The organism is Larkinella sp. C7, assembly GCF_006149005.1.
GTDB lineage: Bacteria > Bacteroidota > Bacteroidia > Cytophagales > Spirosomataceae > Larkinella.
Genome location: NZ_VBSL01000004.1, coordinates 340,792 through 355,313, shown reverse-complemented (window position 1 = coordinate 355,313; position 14,522 = coordinate 340,792). Strand labels below are relative to the sequence as shown.

Genomic DNA, 14,522 nt, shown 5'->3' with positions numbered 1-14,522 from the left:
AATGGTTAGAGCAGCATGTATCGTTTTTGACAATGCTCGCATTCGTAATTTTTGGGCGTTATGGTGCCCAGCGATACCAGTTTGATAAACCGCCCGGCGATGGATCGTTGGGGAGAAAGCACCAGATTGCCGCCACAGTGGCTGCAGCGAATCCCCAGAATAGTCCGTTTAATGATGATTTTGTCCAGATCGAGCAATCCCATAACGGAACCAAAACTGGTACCGTTTGGGCGAATGGCCAACTAAAAGGGACGAATGTGGCTTGTGAGGGATGAATGAAGGGAACTTGGGGAGGGGAGATTTTGACGGTTGACCATCGTCAATGGTCACTCTTCAGTCCCAAAACTCTATAAAGCTCTTCGCGGTAGGATTTGCCAATGGGAATCTTAACGCCTTGCAGGGAAATTTCAGTAGGAAAAATATCCTCGATGTGGTTGACATTTACGGCGTAACTCCGGTGGATGCGGATGAACAGGCCAGGGTCCAACTGTTCCATAAAATCATGGATGGTGGAGCGAACCATGATTTTTTTGGAGGAGGCCAGATGCAGGGTCACGTAATTGGCGTCGCTCTCCAGATAAAGCAGTTCCTTCAAAAACACCTTTCTGAAGACATAACCGTCCTTCACAAACATAAAATTCCGGACGGAGTGCGCGGCTACCGGAGCGGGCTTGACATCCGTCTGATTCCCGGTAAAGTTGCTGAAGGCGATTTCAATGGCCGCAAACAGTTCTTCTTTCGTAAACGGTTTTACAATGTACGCATGTGGTTTTACCTTTTTGGCCCGCTCAATCGTTTCGGCATCGCTGTTGGCCGTTAAAAAAATGAACGGTACCGGATCGGATTCATTGAGCTTCTGCGCCACATCGATCCCGTCTTTCCGACCGGCTAACTGGATGTCGAGCAAAACCAGATCCGGCTTGTCGTTTCCGAGCATTTCGAGGGCTTCGGTGTAGGTAATGGCCGGGCCGCAGTGCGAATACCCCAGTTCGTCGAGGGTATTCAGAATCGTCCGGGCAATCACCAGTTCATCCTCCACGACGCCAATTTTTAAAACAGCCATGGCCTTTAGTCTTCGTTTTTCCGCTGATCGCGGTTGGTAAAGTGAATGGTAAAAGCAGCCCCGTTTTTCGTTGCATACTGCACGCTGCCGCCAATCTGCCGGCTCAGGTCATTGACCAGTTGCAGACCCAGCGTCGACGCCCGGGCCAGATCGAAACCGGGCGGCAGACCGGGACCATTATCGGCATACAGCAACTGGTATTTCCATTCGGTGAGCGAACGGATCTCCAGATAAATTTCACCGGCGGCTACTTCCGAAAAAGCATATTTAAACGAATTGGACAATAACTCGTTCATAATCAACCCCAGCGGAACGGCGGAATCAATATCCAGGTGCAAATCCGGCACGGTGATCCGGATGACGACCGGTTTCTGTTTTTGAAAAACGCTCTGAACCTGCCGGCAAAGGTCATTGATAAATCGTTTCAGGTCAATGGTACTGAGGTTTTCGAACTGGTACAGGTTCTGGTGGATCAGCGCAATGCTGCGGACCCGGTTTTGTCCGTCCCGCAAGGCATCTTTAGCAGTTACATCCGTCAATCCCTTGCTCTGTAGTTCCAGCAAGCCCGAAATAACCTGCAGGTTATTCTTGACCCGGTGGTGAATTTCTTTCATCAGCACATCCTTTTCCAGCAACAGGTCCGACTGTTCGGACAGGGAGCGCTTCAACTGGACAGTCCGTTCGTTTACCGTTTGCTCCAGCTTCTTTTTGTCGGCGGCCAATTGGTTTATTCTAAACCGAATGAAGAAGTAAACCGCCAGCAAAAACAGCAGGATGGCTCCGGAAATAAACCACCACTGCCAATAAAATGGCGTTAGAACAGTCAGCGGAAGGATTAACTCACTTTTGCTCCACGTTCCCTCCCCGTTTTGTCCTTTGATGTGCAGGGTAAATTCGCCGTAGGGCAATCCACTGATGCGGATGGAGTTCTCCGTGATGTAATTCCAGTCCTTGTCGATGCCTTCGATTTTATACGCATACCGGTGCGCTTCCTCTTTGGTAAAATCCAGCAATTGAAATTCCAGGGTAAAAAACCGGTCATTGGGTTTCAGCGTGATGTGGGCCGTACTCAGCAGCTCGGTGGTTTTGTCGACTAACTCGTTTTGCGAACTAACAAACTGGTTAAACGCAATGATCCGCAACGGCACCTGAAGCGTCGTGGTGTCGGCTCTGAAATCCCGGGGGTAAAACGCATTGACACCGTCGATGCCTCCAAAAAAGAGCCGACCGTCGCTGGCTCTAAACGAAGAGGTTCGGTTGAACTCATTGTGTGTAATGCCATCGACGGTGGTATAGGTGTTGACCGAGAACGACTTCCGGTGAAAGCGGATCAGGCCGTAGTCTGAACTGATCCAGAGATGATCAAATTCGTCGGGTTCAATCCGATACAACACATCGGACGGAAAACCGGCCGCGATGTTGAACTGCCGGATAGTGTTGGCTTTGGGGTCCCAGCGGTATACCCCTTCGCCGTTGGTGGCCAGCCAGAAAATCCCGTCGGCATCCCGGCAGGCATCCAGCAAACTCAGGCCATTGAGAAAAGCGGAGTGGATTTTGACGAATGACGATCGACGATTGACCATTGGCGATGGTCGGCGGTCAATCGTCATTCGTCGATCGCCATTCGTCAATTTATACAACCCATTCTCGGCCACGGCCCAGACGACACCGGTTTTGTCCTTAAAAAACCGGTACACAAATTTGGCTTCGGGCGTGTTCGGAGTCGCCACGGAAAGCGAATCAAACCGGCGGGTGCGGGAATTGAACACCGAAAAACCGGTGGTTCGTCCCAGAAGCAACAGGCTGTCGTTCAACGAAAACAGCGACCAGATTTCCGATCCCTGCCCGCCCGGAGTGGCTGTTATCGTATTCTTTTTTTCATTGTACTGAAACAGGTTATAGCCGCCGACATACAACGCCGAATCGTGTTTGACGATCGCATATTTAATTTCCTCATCGGAAACCGACTGTAGTTTACCGCCCTGCTGTCCGAACGTGTGCGTCCAGATATTAGCAACGATCGGGCCGGTTTTCTCCGCATAAATTCCCCGAGCCTGGCTGTTGGGCTGGAGCGATTGCTGACTGATGGAAAAATACGGCACGAACCGGTTCTTTTCAATCGTCAGTTGCAGAACCCCGAGGGATGTACAGAGCCAGAGGTTGCCCAGATTGTCCGGGAAAAGCCCGTAGACAAACAGATTTTCAAATCCTTTCCAGTCCGGTTTCGCCACGATTTTCAAAAACGCATCTTCCTTCCAGAGGTAAAGCGCATCGGTATTGATATATAAAATAGAAGACAAGCCATGGGTTGCGACCACAATCTGATACCAGTATCGGTCTTTTACCGCATTCAGATTGTATTTTTGCACATCCCCGATGGATTCAAACCGGCCTTTTCGAGTCAGCTTGCCAACGGCAAAGTGATCTACCTCAGTTTTGGTGTTGTAGGTAACGAGCAGTTCGTTTTGGCGCGTGAAACCCAGGGGTAGTGATCGCAACACATCTTTTTGCGTAAAGGCAAAAACTGTATCGTTCGTAATCAGATACTGGGTGTGCTGGTTGGTTAATTTCAGCAGGGCACTCCCGTTTCCGAAGACGCAAAAAGGCCCGGTGACGCGATGGTTGACGTCTGATTGGGTTTGATCCCATTCTTTGAGTTCGTAGCGAAGCCGAAACCCCCGTTTGGAAGAGTATTTCCAATACCGGAAGGGAAAGGCCGTTAAAAAACTGATTTCATCGGTGCCATCATTGGCGATCCAGTAGACATCCTGCTCTTTAAATGGCAGGTTGGGAAAAGCCGCCGTCAGTGTTTTAACTTCCTGCGTCGTGGCATCCATCACATCCACTTTCCCATTGGTGGTGAGCTGAAACCCCGTACTACTGTAGGCAATGAACAGGTGATTGGCATCATCTTTTGCCAGTTGCACCACTTTATTATCCTGCAAATGATTCCGTTGCCGGGTAAAGAGCAGACAGTCTTTCCCATCATAACGGTTCAAGCCGTTGCGGGTACCAAACCACAGAAAACCGGCGGCATCCTGTAGCCCACAAAACACCTCATGAGAAGCCAGGCCATTTTCGATGGAAAGAAGCCGTTTGGTAATGGTGTAGTCTGAAGGCGCTGGTGTCAAGTCGTTTTGCCCCGGCAACGTATGAGCGGTCATCAGGTAAACCAGAATCAGGGGGCTGCGAAAAAAAAAGGAAAAGAGGTTTCGCTTTAGGAGCCGAACGAACCGGGCCATTTTAAAGGGTCTAAAAACCGCAGGCTAGATACGATAGATGTTCATAAAGCGCAACAATTATTTCGCTAATGTTCACCTAGACCTACCACCGGTTACCGCTTAACCCCTGATGGGCAACCAGCAAAAGCCGGTGAGGTTTCAATCAATGAAACCTCACCGGCTTTCCCAGACCCAACTTCCCTTTTTAGAACCGCCCGAATTCTTTGTAGACATCGAAGGGATCTCGCCCGGTTGCCATGGCTTCCCGGCTGCGGGATTCACTGGCAAACCACTCTTCGGCCAATTCCAGAACCGGAATGGTCAGGTCGTACGGCACCACCACCACGCCGTCGTTATCGCCGAAAATGTAATCGCCGGGGTTCACTTTCAGCAAACCATCCATTCCCTTTACAAAAATGGGAATCTGGTAATCCACCACCATAAACCGCCCGAAGGCTTCGACCGGATTCCGAAACCGGCAGAACGTTGGAAAGTCCATGTCGATCAGGTAGTTGGAATCCCGTGTGGAACCGTCGATAACCGCCCCGACGCAACCGTGGGCAGCCGCAGCCGTGGCCGAAATTTCGCCAAAATGCCCGCAGGAAGTGTCGCCCTGCGTATCGCGGATCTGGACAATCCCCGGTTTCATGCTTTTGAACATGCCAAGCCGGATGTCGTGGACTTTTGTGTCCCGGCTGGGCGTGGCCACCCCGTGGGCCGTGAACGCCGGGCCAGCCACTTTCATGGTGTGGGTCAGCGGATACACCCCGCTGGCCATGCATTGTTTGTGATACCCGAGGTGTTCGAGGGCGTCCGAAACCAGGCCCGTATACAGCGTGAGATACCGACTCTGGATTTCCTGCCAGTCATAGTTAACGTCCACTTGCCGAACAGGATACGAATTCGTCATTACTTCCATTATACTACGTAGTTTGTGAGTTTATACTCGGTTTATTGTTGTTAACCGCCGTTCCCGACCGGGTTCGGCAGCGGATGATTGTGATGAATCTGCTGAATTTCTCCGGCGGTCAACGCCCGGTCGAAAACCGCCAAACCGCCCAGATGTCCGACAAAATCGTTGCCGATGGCCCCCAACCGGTGGACGGCCCCCACCGTGAAGTCGGAGCCGGTTTCGCCCCCGTCGAAAATACCTTCGGCATACGGATACGGATTTCGGTCGGGCCGCGCGTCGAACTGGCCATTGCGGTACGACCGGATTTCCCGGCCGTCGTACGTCATGGCCACAAACGTCCACGCATCAAACGGCACGGGCGTCTGGCCAATGGACACATCGACGCACCATTTTTCGCCGGGGGTCGGCCCGCCCACACCCGAAATGTGGCCGCACACCTGGTCTGCGCTCTGGTGCAGCCGGATGTTCAGAAACAGGCAGTACTGCCGCATTTTTCGCGTTTCATTCCACAGACCGGCAATGGCTTCACATTCGGCGTTGTGGTTGCTTTTGGGTTGGCGTTTCACCCAGGCCAGCACCGTCACCTGCGCGTTTTTACCGTGATTGTTCAGGCCGGGACAGTCGGCGCGAGGAATCGTCAGGTATTCGTGTTCCCTGATATGGAGCGAATAATCCGACAAAACACCGCCTTTTACCATCGACACCGGCCCGGTTGGCTCCTGCAACCGGTAGGCATATTTCCCTTTGGAGAGCAAAGGCTGTTTCTCCGAAAAATCCCACAGGCACAGCAAATTCGGAAACGACACAAGAGATTGATCCAAGGGCGTGGCTTTACTGGAAGGAATCATGATCATACCGCTGAGCAGGGTGGTTTGCGTTAGAAAAGTTCGTCACTTCATTCAGTTGGTTCGCGGTCTTTGTCAAAAAACCAGAGGGCTCCGCTGCCGATAAACAGGCTTCCCAGCACATAAACCCCTGAAAGACTGGCAAGACCCAGCGTCAGGCCCAGCGAGGGTTTCAGAACACCGAGCAGGTAGGGTGCCGAAGCACCAATCAGGAAGGCACAAGCCAGCATCAACCCGTAGGCCGATGAACGGATTTTGGGCGACACCACCTCATACAGCGAAGCGACAATGTTGGAATCGTACCAGCCCCGAAAAATACCAAACAGAAACAGGGCAACGTAGGTCATGGTTTGCGTCTGGCTCATGCTGATCCAGTAGATAAACGGTGCCCCCAGCATCAAGCCCAGCGCCTGAATGACCAACCGGCTGCGGGGGTTGGTTTTCGCGAAATGATCGGAAATTCTGGCGCCCGACAACACGCCCAGAAAAGCCCCCAGGTGGTGGTAGAACAGGGCCGAAAAACCGGCATCGGTCAGGCTCATCCCGAATTTGTCGACCAGAAACGAAGGCATCCAGGTCAGGTAGCCGACGTTGACAAAAACCATGCAGCCAAAGCCCAGCGTCAGCAGAATCACCGTCGGTTTTCGAATCACAATGCGGGCGGTTTCGCCGATTTCGGCCAGCAGCGGTTTTTGCGGGTCGGTTTTCAGAACGGGGCTGTCTTTCGGTATCCGGATAAAAAACACCACCGCCAGCAAAATCCCCAACCCGCCGAAGAGGTAAAAAGCTTTCTGCCAACCGTATTGCTCCCCGATGTACCCGGCAATGATACCGCTCAGGATAATCCCGAAATACACCGCCGTCTGGTGAATCGACAGGGCGAACGACCGGCTTTCCCGGTAGTTTTCGCCCAACAGGGCATTGGCCGAGGGCGCATAAAATGCTTCGCCCCCGCCCGTGGCAATGCCCCGCAGCAGAATGAATTGCAGAACCGTGGCACAGAAGCCCGTCAGCAGGGTTGCGCACGACCAGAATAGTAGACAAAATCCAAGAATGTTCCGACGCGAAAACCGGTCGCCGACAAAACCGGCGATGGGAACCAGCAGCCCGTAGGTCCAGACCAGCGCAGAAGCAATCAGGCCCAGTTCGGAATCCGTCAGGCCGAGGTCCCGGCGGATCAGGGGCAGCACGACGCTGAAAATCTGCCGGTCGGCCTGGTTCAGAAAAAACGCCAGCCAAAGCAGCGTCAGCAACTCCCAGCGAAAACCGACCGGTTTTTGCGTTACAACGGGGGCGGGTTCGGTCATCATCAGGGAAGTTTAGCGGTGATCGTTGGGGCATTCCAGGCACTGACCGACAGGGTGGCATTTTTGCGGGTTTCGGGTTCCCGCCAGAGCACATCGAGCGTCAGTTCCTGCGTTTCGCCGGGGGCCAGCCAGTTGTAATTGTCCGACGCAACAATGGCCCGTTTGGTGCCGACAATGTCGACTTTGGTCATGAATGCCGGGACGTTTCCGGTATTGCGGATTCGGACCCGAAGGCGGCTCTGGTCTTTCCCGAGCGGTTCGCCGGACACCACCGCCGAGGTCAGCGACGTGGCGGTTTTGGCAACGGAAGCCTTCAGAAACGGCCCTTTTTCCAGCGTCGGCCACGGAATGGGGGTGCTGACGTATTTCTGATAAAAACCGTCCTCTTCCAGCATCGAAAGGCTGCGGGGGAAATAAAACGAACGGGACAGCAGCTTTCCACCGGCGTCGCGCAATTCGATGAGAATCAGCAGAAACCGGTCGCGGTAGTTGGCAGGTATCGTGTAATCCCCGGCGTTTACCTCGCTCACCGAGGTGCCTGCGCCGACGTTCACCGCTTTTTCCTGTTGCCAGAGGGCCTTAAACGTGTCGTCGAACACCCGAACACTCACTTTCGCACCGGCGATTCCCGTTGGTACTGAATTCGTTATCTTCACTGGAAGCGCCATGCGTTCACCCGGCTTCCAGAGCAGTCGCGGCAGGTCGATGGCCACGTGGGTAGGTTCGTAGGTTCGTTTCAGAAAGTAATACGGCGCACCGGCATTCCCGAACCAGTCCAGCATCTGAATGGCAATCACGGGCCAGTGGCGTTTAAAAACCCACGGCATCAGCCCCGCCGTGACGGGGTAATTGCCCTGCATTTTTTCCGACAGAATCTGGTAAAACTCCCCCGCCCCGATTTGGGATGCCTCCGCAATGGATTCAATGGTGGGGTCGGCCATGTCGGCAACATGCGACGCCCGGCTTAACATCCGGGGGACGCGACCGGGGCCGTATTCCGTAAAATGGTGGATAAATTCCGGGTGAGCAGCCCCAAAACTTTTGTCCCACATTTTACCCAGGCCCGTAAATTCCTTATTATCAACCGTTTCGTAGAATAAACTGGCTTCGGGAATGCTGTGCATCCCGGTTTCCGACACCCAGGGTTCGAACTGGTAACTGCGGTTATACCAGGTCGGGTCCATGTCGGGATAGGCGTGCATGGAGCCGTCGTCGGGCGTGGTGCGCACAAACAGCCGCGATTTGTCAAAAATATCCAGGTTGCGTTCCAGAATCCCGATGGACTTCGCATTGCCGGACGAATACGGATTGAACTCGTTGCCCCCACACCAGATCACCAGCGACGGGTGATTGCGCAAACGGGTGATGTTCTGAACCACCTGCGCTTCCCAGATGTCCTGCGGAAAATCGGGCGTGTCCTGGTTGCCGATCGGGAAATCCTGCCAGACCATGATGCCCAGTTCGTTGCAGATGTCGTAGAAAGCGTCGGTTTCGAGCAGGCCACCGCCCCAGATGCGGATCAGTTGCACGCCCATTTTTTTCGCGGCTTCGAGCGTCCAGCGGTAGCGTTCTTGCGGCAAATCGAGCAGAATGTCCTGGGGCGTGAAATTCATCCCTTTGACAAAAATCTTCCGCCCGTTGACCACAAACTGCCAGTTTTCCCAACGGTCGGCAATGCGCGGCCCGGCGGTGGCGACCCGGTCGATGGTGCGAATCCCGTAGTCGAATTGCAGGACATCGGCGGTTTTCCCGGCCTGTTTCAGGGTTACTTTCACCGTGTACCGGTTCGGCTCTCCCAGGCCGTTCGGCTGCCAGAGTTTGGGGTTGGGCAGGGTCAGGTCGTGTTCAAACCAGTTGCGCCCTTCGTACAACGTGAGCGGGAATTCTTTGGACAAAACCGTGCTTTGGGCCGAAATCAGCTCGACCAGCAGGCTCAGTTTCTCGTTGACCGGGCTAAAAACCGTCCCTTTTTCGTTGGGATGGTTCAACTGCGTATTGTTCCAGGGGTGCAGTTGCTGTTGCAGCGAATGGCGGTTGGCAAACACCTCGCCCGAAAGGTGCAACTCGGCTTTTCCGTTGGAGACGGTTTTGGTGGTCAGATAAGGCCGCTCCAGGTGAATCGGCGGCACTATTTCCAGGCGAGCCCCCTGCCACATGCCCACACTGAAGAACGCTTCGCCCCCCGAACCGCCCGAGATTACCCAGGGTTTGATGATCCGGCCACTGGCCCGCGGATTGAAGCCGGTTCGTTTGGAAAAATCATAGTCGCCGGTCGAGGTTCGGGGCAGATTTTCGTAATCCGTGGCCTTGTTGCCCCAGTTTCCGGCGCGCACTTCCACCGTAATCTCATTCGCCTGCCCCCACCTGACCAGACGGCTGATTTCAACCGAAGGTCCGCCGAACATGCCCTCGTGAACCCCCACCAGGCTGTCGTTTACCCAGACTTTCGAGAAATAATCGACGCCGTCGAAGCACAGAAAGAGTAACGACCCCTGCGCAGAGGCTGGGAGGTTTACGGTTTTCCGGTAATACCAGACCTTTTCTTCCAGCCAGCGGTATTGCGTCGAGTTCTTGTGGTAATAGGGATGCGGTAATTTCCCGGCTTTGAAATAGGACCAGTGAACCGAATTGGGAACATGGGTCGGAAACGGGTCTTTCCGGGGCGTCTTCAGATCCGCTACGGGGGCATCGGTGTGCGACAATTCCCACCCGCTCCCCGACAACGCGATGTGCTGCGCTCCGGTGCGGGGGCTGATGCGGTACGGACTCCAGAGTTTCGGGCTTTTGTCATCCGACGGCGCCAATCCCGGCTGGGCCGAAACCGAACCGACCGTCAGCAGTGTTGTGAGTAGGAAGAACAAATAAATCGGATTATCTTTCATTGTTAAAAAGCTAAGGTCATGGAAGCACTCAAATTTGTACAAAGAGTTACCGACGATACGCTGGTGTTGCCGATGCCCCCATCGTATCGGGAGCAGGAGGTCGAGGTGATTGTTTTGAAGAAAGAATCGGTTCCAAAACCGGAACTGACGAAAGAAGAAAAGCTGGAAATTCTTCGCAAATACAGGGGTAGCTTGCCAAAGTGGGAGCCCGGCCCTGATTTTGAAGACGAAATGTATGCGCAGGAATGAAAATATTTGTCGATTCTTCGATTTTGATAGAATATATCAAAGATCAAAAGACTGGACTGCTGGAAGAGATGTTCATTCAAAGTCTTCCACTTTACTACAATAGCATTGTTCTTACGGAATACATCTACTACTTTCTGGGGCATCACGGCACAAAATCTCCCCGCACGTTGAAGGAAAATAAACGGATTCCTGAAATTGTGATTCAGAATGAACCGCTTGGCCTGCTTAGCTTGTTTGAACAAGTTAACAATCCCGAACCTCCTTCTTCGACTGTGATCCGTTTGATGAAAACATACAATTTGCTTCCGAATGATGCCATTATTTTGGCACATTGTCTGACTGCGGGTATCCATGACTTAGCTTCTTACGATTCTGATTTTCAAATTCCCTGCGCAAGTGAAGGCGTTACGTTAATCGACAGCGTCGAGGTGCTGCACGTTCATTTTCCGGCTTCATAAGGCCCCGGTTTCCCATATCCGCGCATCAGCAGCAAACCGCCGTCGAGGGTGATCGTTGAACCGGTCATGTAACTGCCCGACGCCACCAGATCGACCAGCACTGCCGCCACCTCCTCAGCCTGCCCCAGTCGCCCGGCCGGAATCCCCTGACTGACTTCCTGAAGCAGGGCCGGATTTTCCCAGACCGCCCGGTTGATGTCGGTCTGAATGGCCCCGATGGCGAGCGTATTCACCCGAATCTGGTGCGGAGCCAGTTCCATCGCAACGCCTTTCATCAGGGTTTCGAGCGCCCCCTTGGTTGCGCCGTAGAGACTCAGCCCCAAACCGGGTCGGATGCCGTTGACTGATGTTATCGTCCAGATGCTTCCCGCAACACCCTGTTTTACCATATTTCGGGCCACTGATTGAGTCAGGAAGGTGGTGCTTTTGAAATTGACCGCGTTAAACTGCTCAAAATCAGCTTCCGTTACGTCCAGAAAGTGCTTTTTGTACGAAACCCCCGCGTTGTTGACCAGCACATCCAGCGACCCCGCCAACTCCCACGCCTGTTCGCCCAGGCGGATGGCCTGAGCGGTATGCTGTAAATCGGCCTGCAACACATGAGCAACACCGCCCTTCTGCCGGATCGCGTCGGCGACGGTTTCGGCGTCGGCCCGGTTTTCGTGAAAGTGAATCACCACCTCACACCCTTCCTCCGCCAGCCGCAGCGCAATGGCCTTTCCAATACCGCCCGACGCCCCCGTCACCAGGGCTTTTTTACCTGTCAATCTCCTCATTGAGCGTCTCTTTTTCGATAGTCAATTTCGCTATTCAATATTTGATGTTCAGGATTCAATATCCCCTATTCCTTTCACATCCCTCCCACGGTCGGAAACCAATCCGGCCGATACGGATCCTGGTGAAAACGGGCGTAGTAATCGCCTTTCTCCTCGTAATATTTTTCGTAATGTTTCATCTTGTCCTCATCGAGCGTGACACCCAGCCCCGGCCCGGTGGGCACCTTGATGCAACCGTTTTCGTACTTCATCAAACCGCCCTCGATGATGTCGTCGGTGAGGTAATGGTAATGGGCATCACCGGCAAAATTCATGGTCGGAATGGTCGAAGCAGTATGAATCATGGCCGCCAGTTCGATGCCGAACTCCGCCCCGGAATGCATGGCAACGCCCAGATTGAAGGTATTGCAAACCGCAGCCAGGTCTTTCACCCCGCGCGGACCTTCCCAGTAATGCAGGTCGGTCAGCACAATGTCCACCGAACCCATCCGAATTGCCGGAGCGAGGTCGTCGAATTTGGCGGGATACATGTTCGTTGCCACCGGAATGCGAATCTGCTTGCGGACGGCGGCATTGCCTTCCAGTCCCCACGACGGATCTTCAAAATATTCGAGGTTCAGGTCTTCCATCCGGCGGCCCATCTGCACGGCGGTTTGCACCGACCACAAGCCGTTCGGATCGATTCGCAAGCCGAAATCGTCGCCCAATTGCCTGCGGCAGAGTTCCAAAACCCGAACCTCCTCTTTGGGAGCCATCACCCCCGCCTTGAGCTTCATCGCCTTGACGCCCAGCGTTTCGTGCAGTTCCTGGCAATAGTCGGCCAGATCTTCGGCGGTTTCGTCATGCCGGGATACTGCACCACCCCCACCCGGCCGGTCATACCGCCAGAACAGATACGCAATAAAGGGCACTTCGTCGCGGATGCGTCCGCCCAGCAAATCGCTCATCGGGCGCCCCAGCACTTTGCCCTGAATGTCGAGACAGGCCATTTCGAGGGCGGCATACAGGCGGGCATTGGACAGGTAATAAATGCTCCGCAGTACTTTCAACTTCATGATTTCCAGTTGAAACGGATCGAGCCCGATGATGCGCGGTTTCAGCTTTTGCAATGCCCCCCGCTGGTCTCCCCCGCCCACTTCACCCAGTCCGACAATGCCTTCGTCGGTGATGACTTCGACAATGGTCCGGAGAAAATAACCGGGATGCACGCCGGTATTGTGGCGAAGCTGGGCGTTGAGCGGAATGGCCACGCAGCGGGTTCGCAGGTCAATGATTTTCATACTTGTTTTTTTTGATTGCCGTATAAGGGCCTTATTCTACGATTTTAATGCGCATCGACCATGCGCCTTGTCAGTCCAGCACCACGACCTGCGTACGTGCGCCACTTTTCGGGAACTGAACTTCTTTCTCGTATTTCTTCCCGTTCCGTTGCGTAACCACTTTATACGTACCGTAGAATCCTTTATAACTTACCGCGTTATTTTTGGGCGAAGTCGTTACGTTCGTACGCCACTCCTGGTTGATAAGCCGGTCTAATACGTTGTAAGCGGGCTTTTTGGTAAAGTCACGGTTTAACAGCCCGCCTTTCCATTTGTCTTCGCCGGGCACGACCGTACCGTCCGGTTTAATGCGGGCGGGAGCGGCTGTTCCATCGACCAGATTCCACCAGATAATGCCTTCCACTTTGGGGTGACTAAACCATAGTTTGTAGTAATTCTCAGTCATGACGGCCTGGTATTCCGGGCCTTTCTCGGACAAAGCCGATACCGTAATTTCGGTAATGTGAATGGGCAAATTGAAGTCGGCGTACAAATCGAGGGTGTGGAACAAGGTGGAAGGCGTCATGGCTTTACCCTTCAGGATCTGTTCATATTCCGGCTCGCTGAAGTTATGAAACTGCATACCGATCGCATTGATTTTGGCATTCCGTAACAGCAGATTTTCGGTGAGCAGGTAATCGGCATTGTATTCACGCTTGTTGCTACGTCCCCAGATGCCAGTAGTGAAATTAAGCGTAAACACATTGCTGTTCGGGAAATGGCGCTCGCTTTCCTTAAACGCTTTCAACGCGAAATCTTTAGGCATCAGCACGTCGGGGTGTCGGTCGGTTACTTCATTGACTACGTCCCAAATCTGAATGTCGTGACCGTACCGCTCGCCGATTTCCTGAATCCGTTTGCTGATTTTCTGCTCCATGATTTTTTCATCCTTCGGTAACCAGGTTGGCAGCGACCAGCGCGGATTGTCCCACACGAGCGTATGGCCTTTGGGTGTGAGATTGTATTTCCGGACAAACTCCATCACGACGTCGGGCGCAGGACGGCGGTAACTATAGGGGCTATCTTTTCCAAAACGGAGTTTGCCCGGTTCAGGCTCCAGTTCGGGCCAGTAAAACGGAATGGTGACGAAATTGAATAGTTTGGCAAAATGCGCTTCATACAGCGCATCTTCTTTCGGATTCTTAAACCCCTTCACCATGAAGCCATTGGCTCCGAAGTAAAAATCGTGGCGGGTTTGTGTTAACGAAACCTCCCCGGTTGATATGGGATTCCCTTCTTTATCCGTAAACTGAATGGTGAAGGTCCCCATCCGGTTTTCGCGGATGCCATCGGCAATGCGTTGTTGGATGGCGGGGTCGTTCCACTGATTTTTATACTCGTCGGAAAGCTGGGCCGAAGCCTGAAGGGCCGAAAAGGTTAGGAATGCTGCCGTAACAATGTGTTTCATTTTCAATTGGTAACCGGTTGGAAATTGGCGGGCTAGTTATTTTTTGGAAATTTGAATTGCCCGATTGCGCCCGTTTTTATA

General features: G+C 53.3%; 12 protein-coding genes. 2 read left to right on the top strand and 10 right to left on the bottom strand.

Translation table 11 applies throughout. The features are described from left to right. Window positions 1-5: 5 nt before the first annotated feature. The 7 genes from FH871_RS12505 to FH871_RS12475 all read right to left on the bottom strand — a co-directional run bounded on the left by FH871_RS12505 (window position 6) and on the right by FH871_RS12475 (window position 10,231). The gene (locus tag FH871_RS12505; RefSeq protein ID WP_138991765.1) at window positions 6-203 is read right to left on the bottom strand and encodes a hypothetical protein; all 198 of its coding nucleotides are present in this window, start codon (window positions 201-203) and stop codon (window positions 6-8) included. A 116-nt stretch (window positions 204-319) separates the two neighbouring features. Next, a complete protein-coding gene (locus FH871_RS12500) occupies window positions 320-1,063 on the bottom strand; it encodes a LytTR family DNA-binding domain-containing protein (RefSeq protein ID WP_138991764.1) in 744 nt (247 codons plus the stop codon). 5 nt (window positions 1,064-1,068) lie between these two features. Beyond that, on the bottom strand, window positions 1,069-4,305 hold the full coding sequence (locus tag FH871_RS12495) for a histidine kinase dimerization/phosphoacceptor domain -containing protein (protein WP_138991763.1): 3,237 nt from the start codon (window positions 4,303-4,305) through the stop codon (window positions 1,069-1,071). Window positions 4,306-4,489: 184 nt separating this feature from the next. Then, entirely contained in the window at window positions 4,490-5,203 is a 714-nt protein-coding gene (locus FH871_RS12490) for an RraA family protein (protein WP_138991762.1), read from the bottom strand. A gap of 41 nt (window positions 5,204-5,244) precedes the next feature. Continuing rightward, a complete protein-coding gene (locus FH871_RS12485) occupies window positions 5,245-6,018 on the bottom strand; it encodes a LamG domain-containing protein (protein ID WP_212768223.1) in 774 nt (257 codons plus the stop codon). Window positions 6,019-6,092: 74 nt separating this feature from the next. Then, window positions 6,093-7,352 carry an MFS transporter gene (locus FH871_RS12480; RefSeq protein ID WP_229317250.1) on the bottom strand — a complete coding sequence of 420 codons (1,260 nt, stop codon included), beginning with the start codon at window positions 7,350-7,352 and terminating at the stop codon, window positions 6,093-6,095. Beyond that, window positions 7,352-10,231, bottom strand: a complete 2,880-nt coding sequence (locus FH871_RS12475) for a sugar-binding domain-containing protein (protein WP_138991760.1) — start codon at window positions 10,229-10,231, stop codon at window positions 7,352-7,354. The genes FH871_RS12480 and FH871_RS12475 overlap by 1 nt, the downstream gene beginning before the upstream one ends. A gap of 18 nt (window positions 10,232-10,249) precedes the next feature. Between FH871_RS12475 and FH871_RS12470 the strand changes: the two genes are divergently transcribed. Both FH871_RS12470 and FH871_RS12465 read left to right on the top strand, forming a co-directional pair. After that, window positions 10,250-10,480 (top strand): hypothetical protein, encoded by a 231-nt coding sequence (locus tag FH871_RS12470; protein WP_138991759.1) that lies wholly within the window; start codon window positions 10,250-10,252, stop codon window positions 10,478-10,480. Next, complete coding sequence (locus FH871_RS12465) at window positions 10,477-10,938, top strand: type II toxin-antitoxin system VapC family toxin (protein ID WP_138991758.1); 462 nt, start codon at window positions 10,477-10,479, stop codon at window positions 10,936-10,938. The genes FH871_RS12470 and FH871_RS12465 overlap by 4 nt, the downstream gene beginning before the upstream one ends. Here the strand turns inward: FH871_RS12465 and FH871_RS12460 are convergent. The 3 genes from FH871_RS12460 to FH871_RS12450 all read right to left on the bottom strand — a co-directional run bounded on the left by FH871_RS12460 (window position 10,920) and on the right by FH871_RS12450 (window position 14,441). Next, a complete protein-coding gene (locus FH871_RS12460; protein ID WP_138991757.1) occupies window positions 10,920-11,714 on the bottom strand; it encodes an SDR family NAD(P)-dependent oxidoreductase in 795 nt (264 codons plus the stop codon). The genes FH871_RS12465 and FH871_RS12460 overlap by 19 nt on opposite strands. Before the next feature lie 74 nt (window positions 11,715-11,788). Continuing rightward, window positions 11,789-12,994, bottom strand: coding sequence for an enolase C-terminal domain-like protein (locus FH871_RS12455; RefSeq protein WP_138991756.1), 1,206 nt, complete (start codon window positions 12,992-12,994; stop codon window positions 11,789-11,791). A 70-nt stretch (window positions 12,995-13,064) separates the two neighbouring features. Next, window positions 13,065-14,441: an endo-1,4-beta-xylanase gene (locus FH871_RS12450; protein ID WP_138991755.1), complete on the bottom strand. Its 1,377-nt coding sequence runs from the start codon at window positions 14,439-14,441 to the stop codon at window positions 13,065-13,067. Window positions 14,442-14,522 lie beyond the last annotated feature (81 nt).

Bases quoted from the DNA above. Each gene is read 5' to 3' on its own strand.
- FH871_RS12505 (WP_138991765.1), bottom strand. From the start codon at position 203: ATGGGATTGCTCGATCTGGACAAAATCATCATTAAACGGACTATTCTG.
- FH871_RS12500 (WP_138991764.1), bottom strand. From the start codon at position 1,063: ATGGCTGTTTTAAAAATTGGCGTCGTGGAGGATGAACTGGTGATTGCC.
- FH871_RS12495 (WP_138991763.1), bottom strand. From the start codon at position 4,305: ATGGCCCGGTTCGTTCGGCTCCTAAAGCGAAACCTCTTTTCCTTTTTT.
- FH871_RS12490 (WP_138991762.1), bottom strand. From the start codon at position 5,203: ATGGAAGTAATGACGAATTCGTATCCTGTTCGGCAAGTGGACGTTAAC.
- FH871_RS12480 (WP_229317250.1), bottom strand. From the start codon at position 7,352: ATGATGACCGAACCCGCCCCCGTTGTAACGCAAAAACCGGTCGGTTTT.
- FH871_RS12475 (WP_138991760.1), bottom strand. From the start codon at position 10,231: ATGAAAGATAATCCGATTTATTTGTTCTTCCTACTCACAACACTGCTG.
- FH871_RS12470 (WP_138991759.1), top strand. From the start codon at position 10,250: ATGGAAGCACTCAAATTTGTACAAAGAGTTACCGACGATACGCTGGTG.
- FH871_RS12465 (WP_138991758.1), top strand. From the start codon at position 10,477: ATGAAAATATTTGTCGATTCTTCGATTTTGATAGAATATATCAAAGAT.
- FH871_RS12460 (WP_138991757.1), bottom strand. From the start codon at position 11,714: ATGAGGAGATTGACAGGTAAAAAAGCCCTGGTGACGGGGGCGTCGGGC.
- FH871_RS12455 (WP_138991756.1), bottom strand. From the start codon at position 12,994: ATGAAAATCATTGACCTGCGAACCCGCTGCGTGGCCATTCCGCTCAAC.
- FH871_RS12450 (WP_138991755.1), bottom strand. From the start codon at position 14,441: ATGAAACACATTGTTACGGCAGCATTCCTAACCTTTTCGGCCCTTCAG.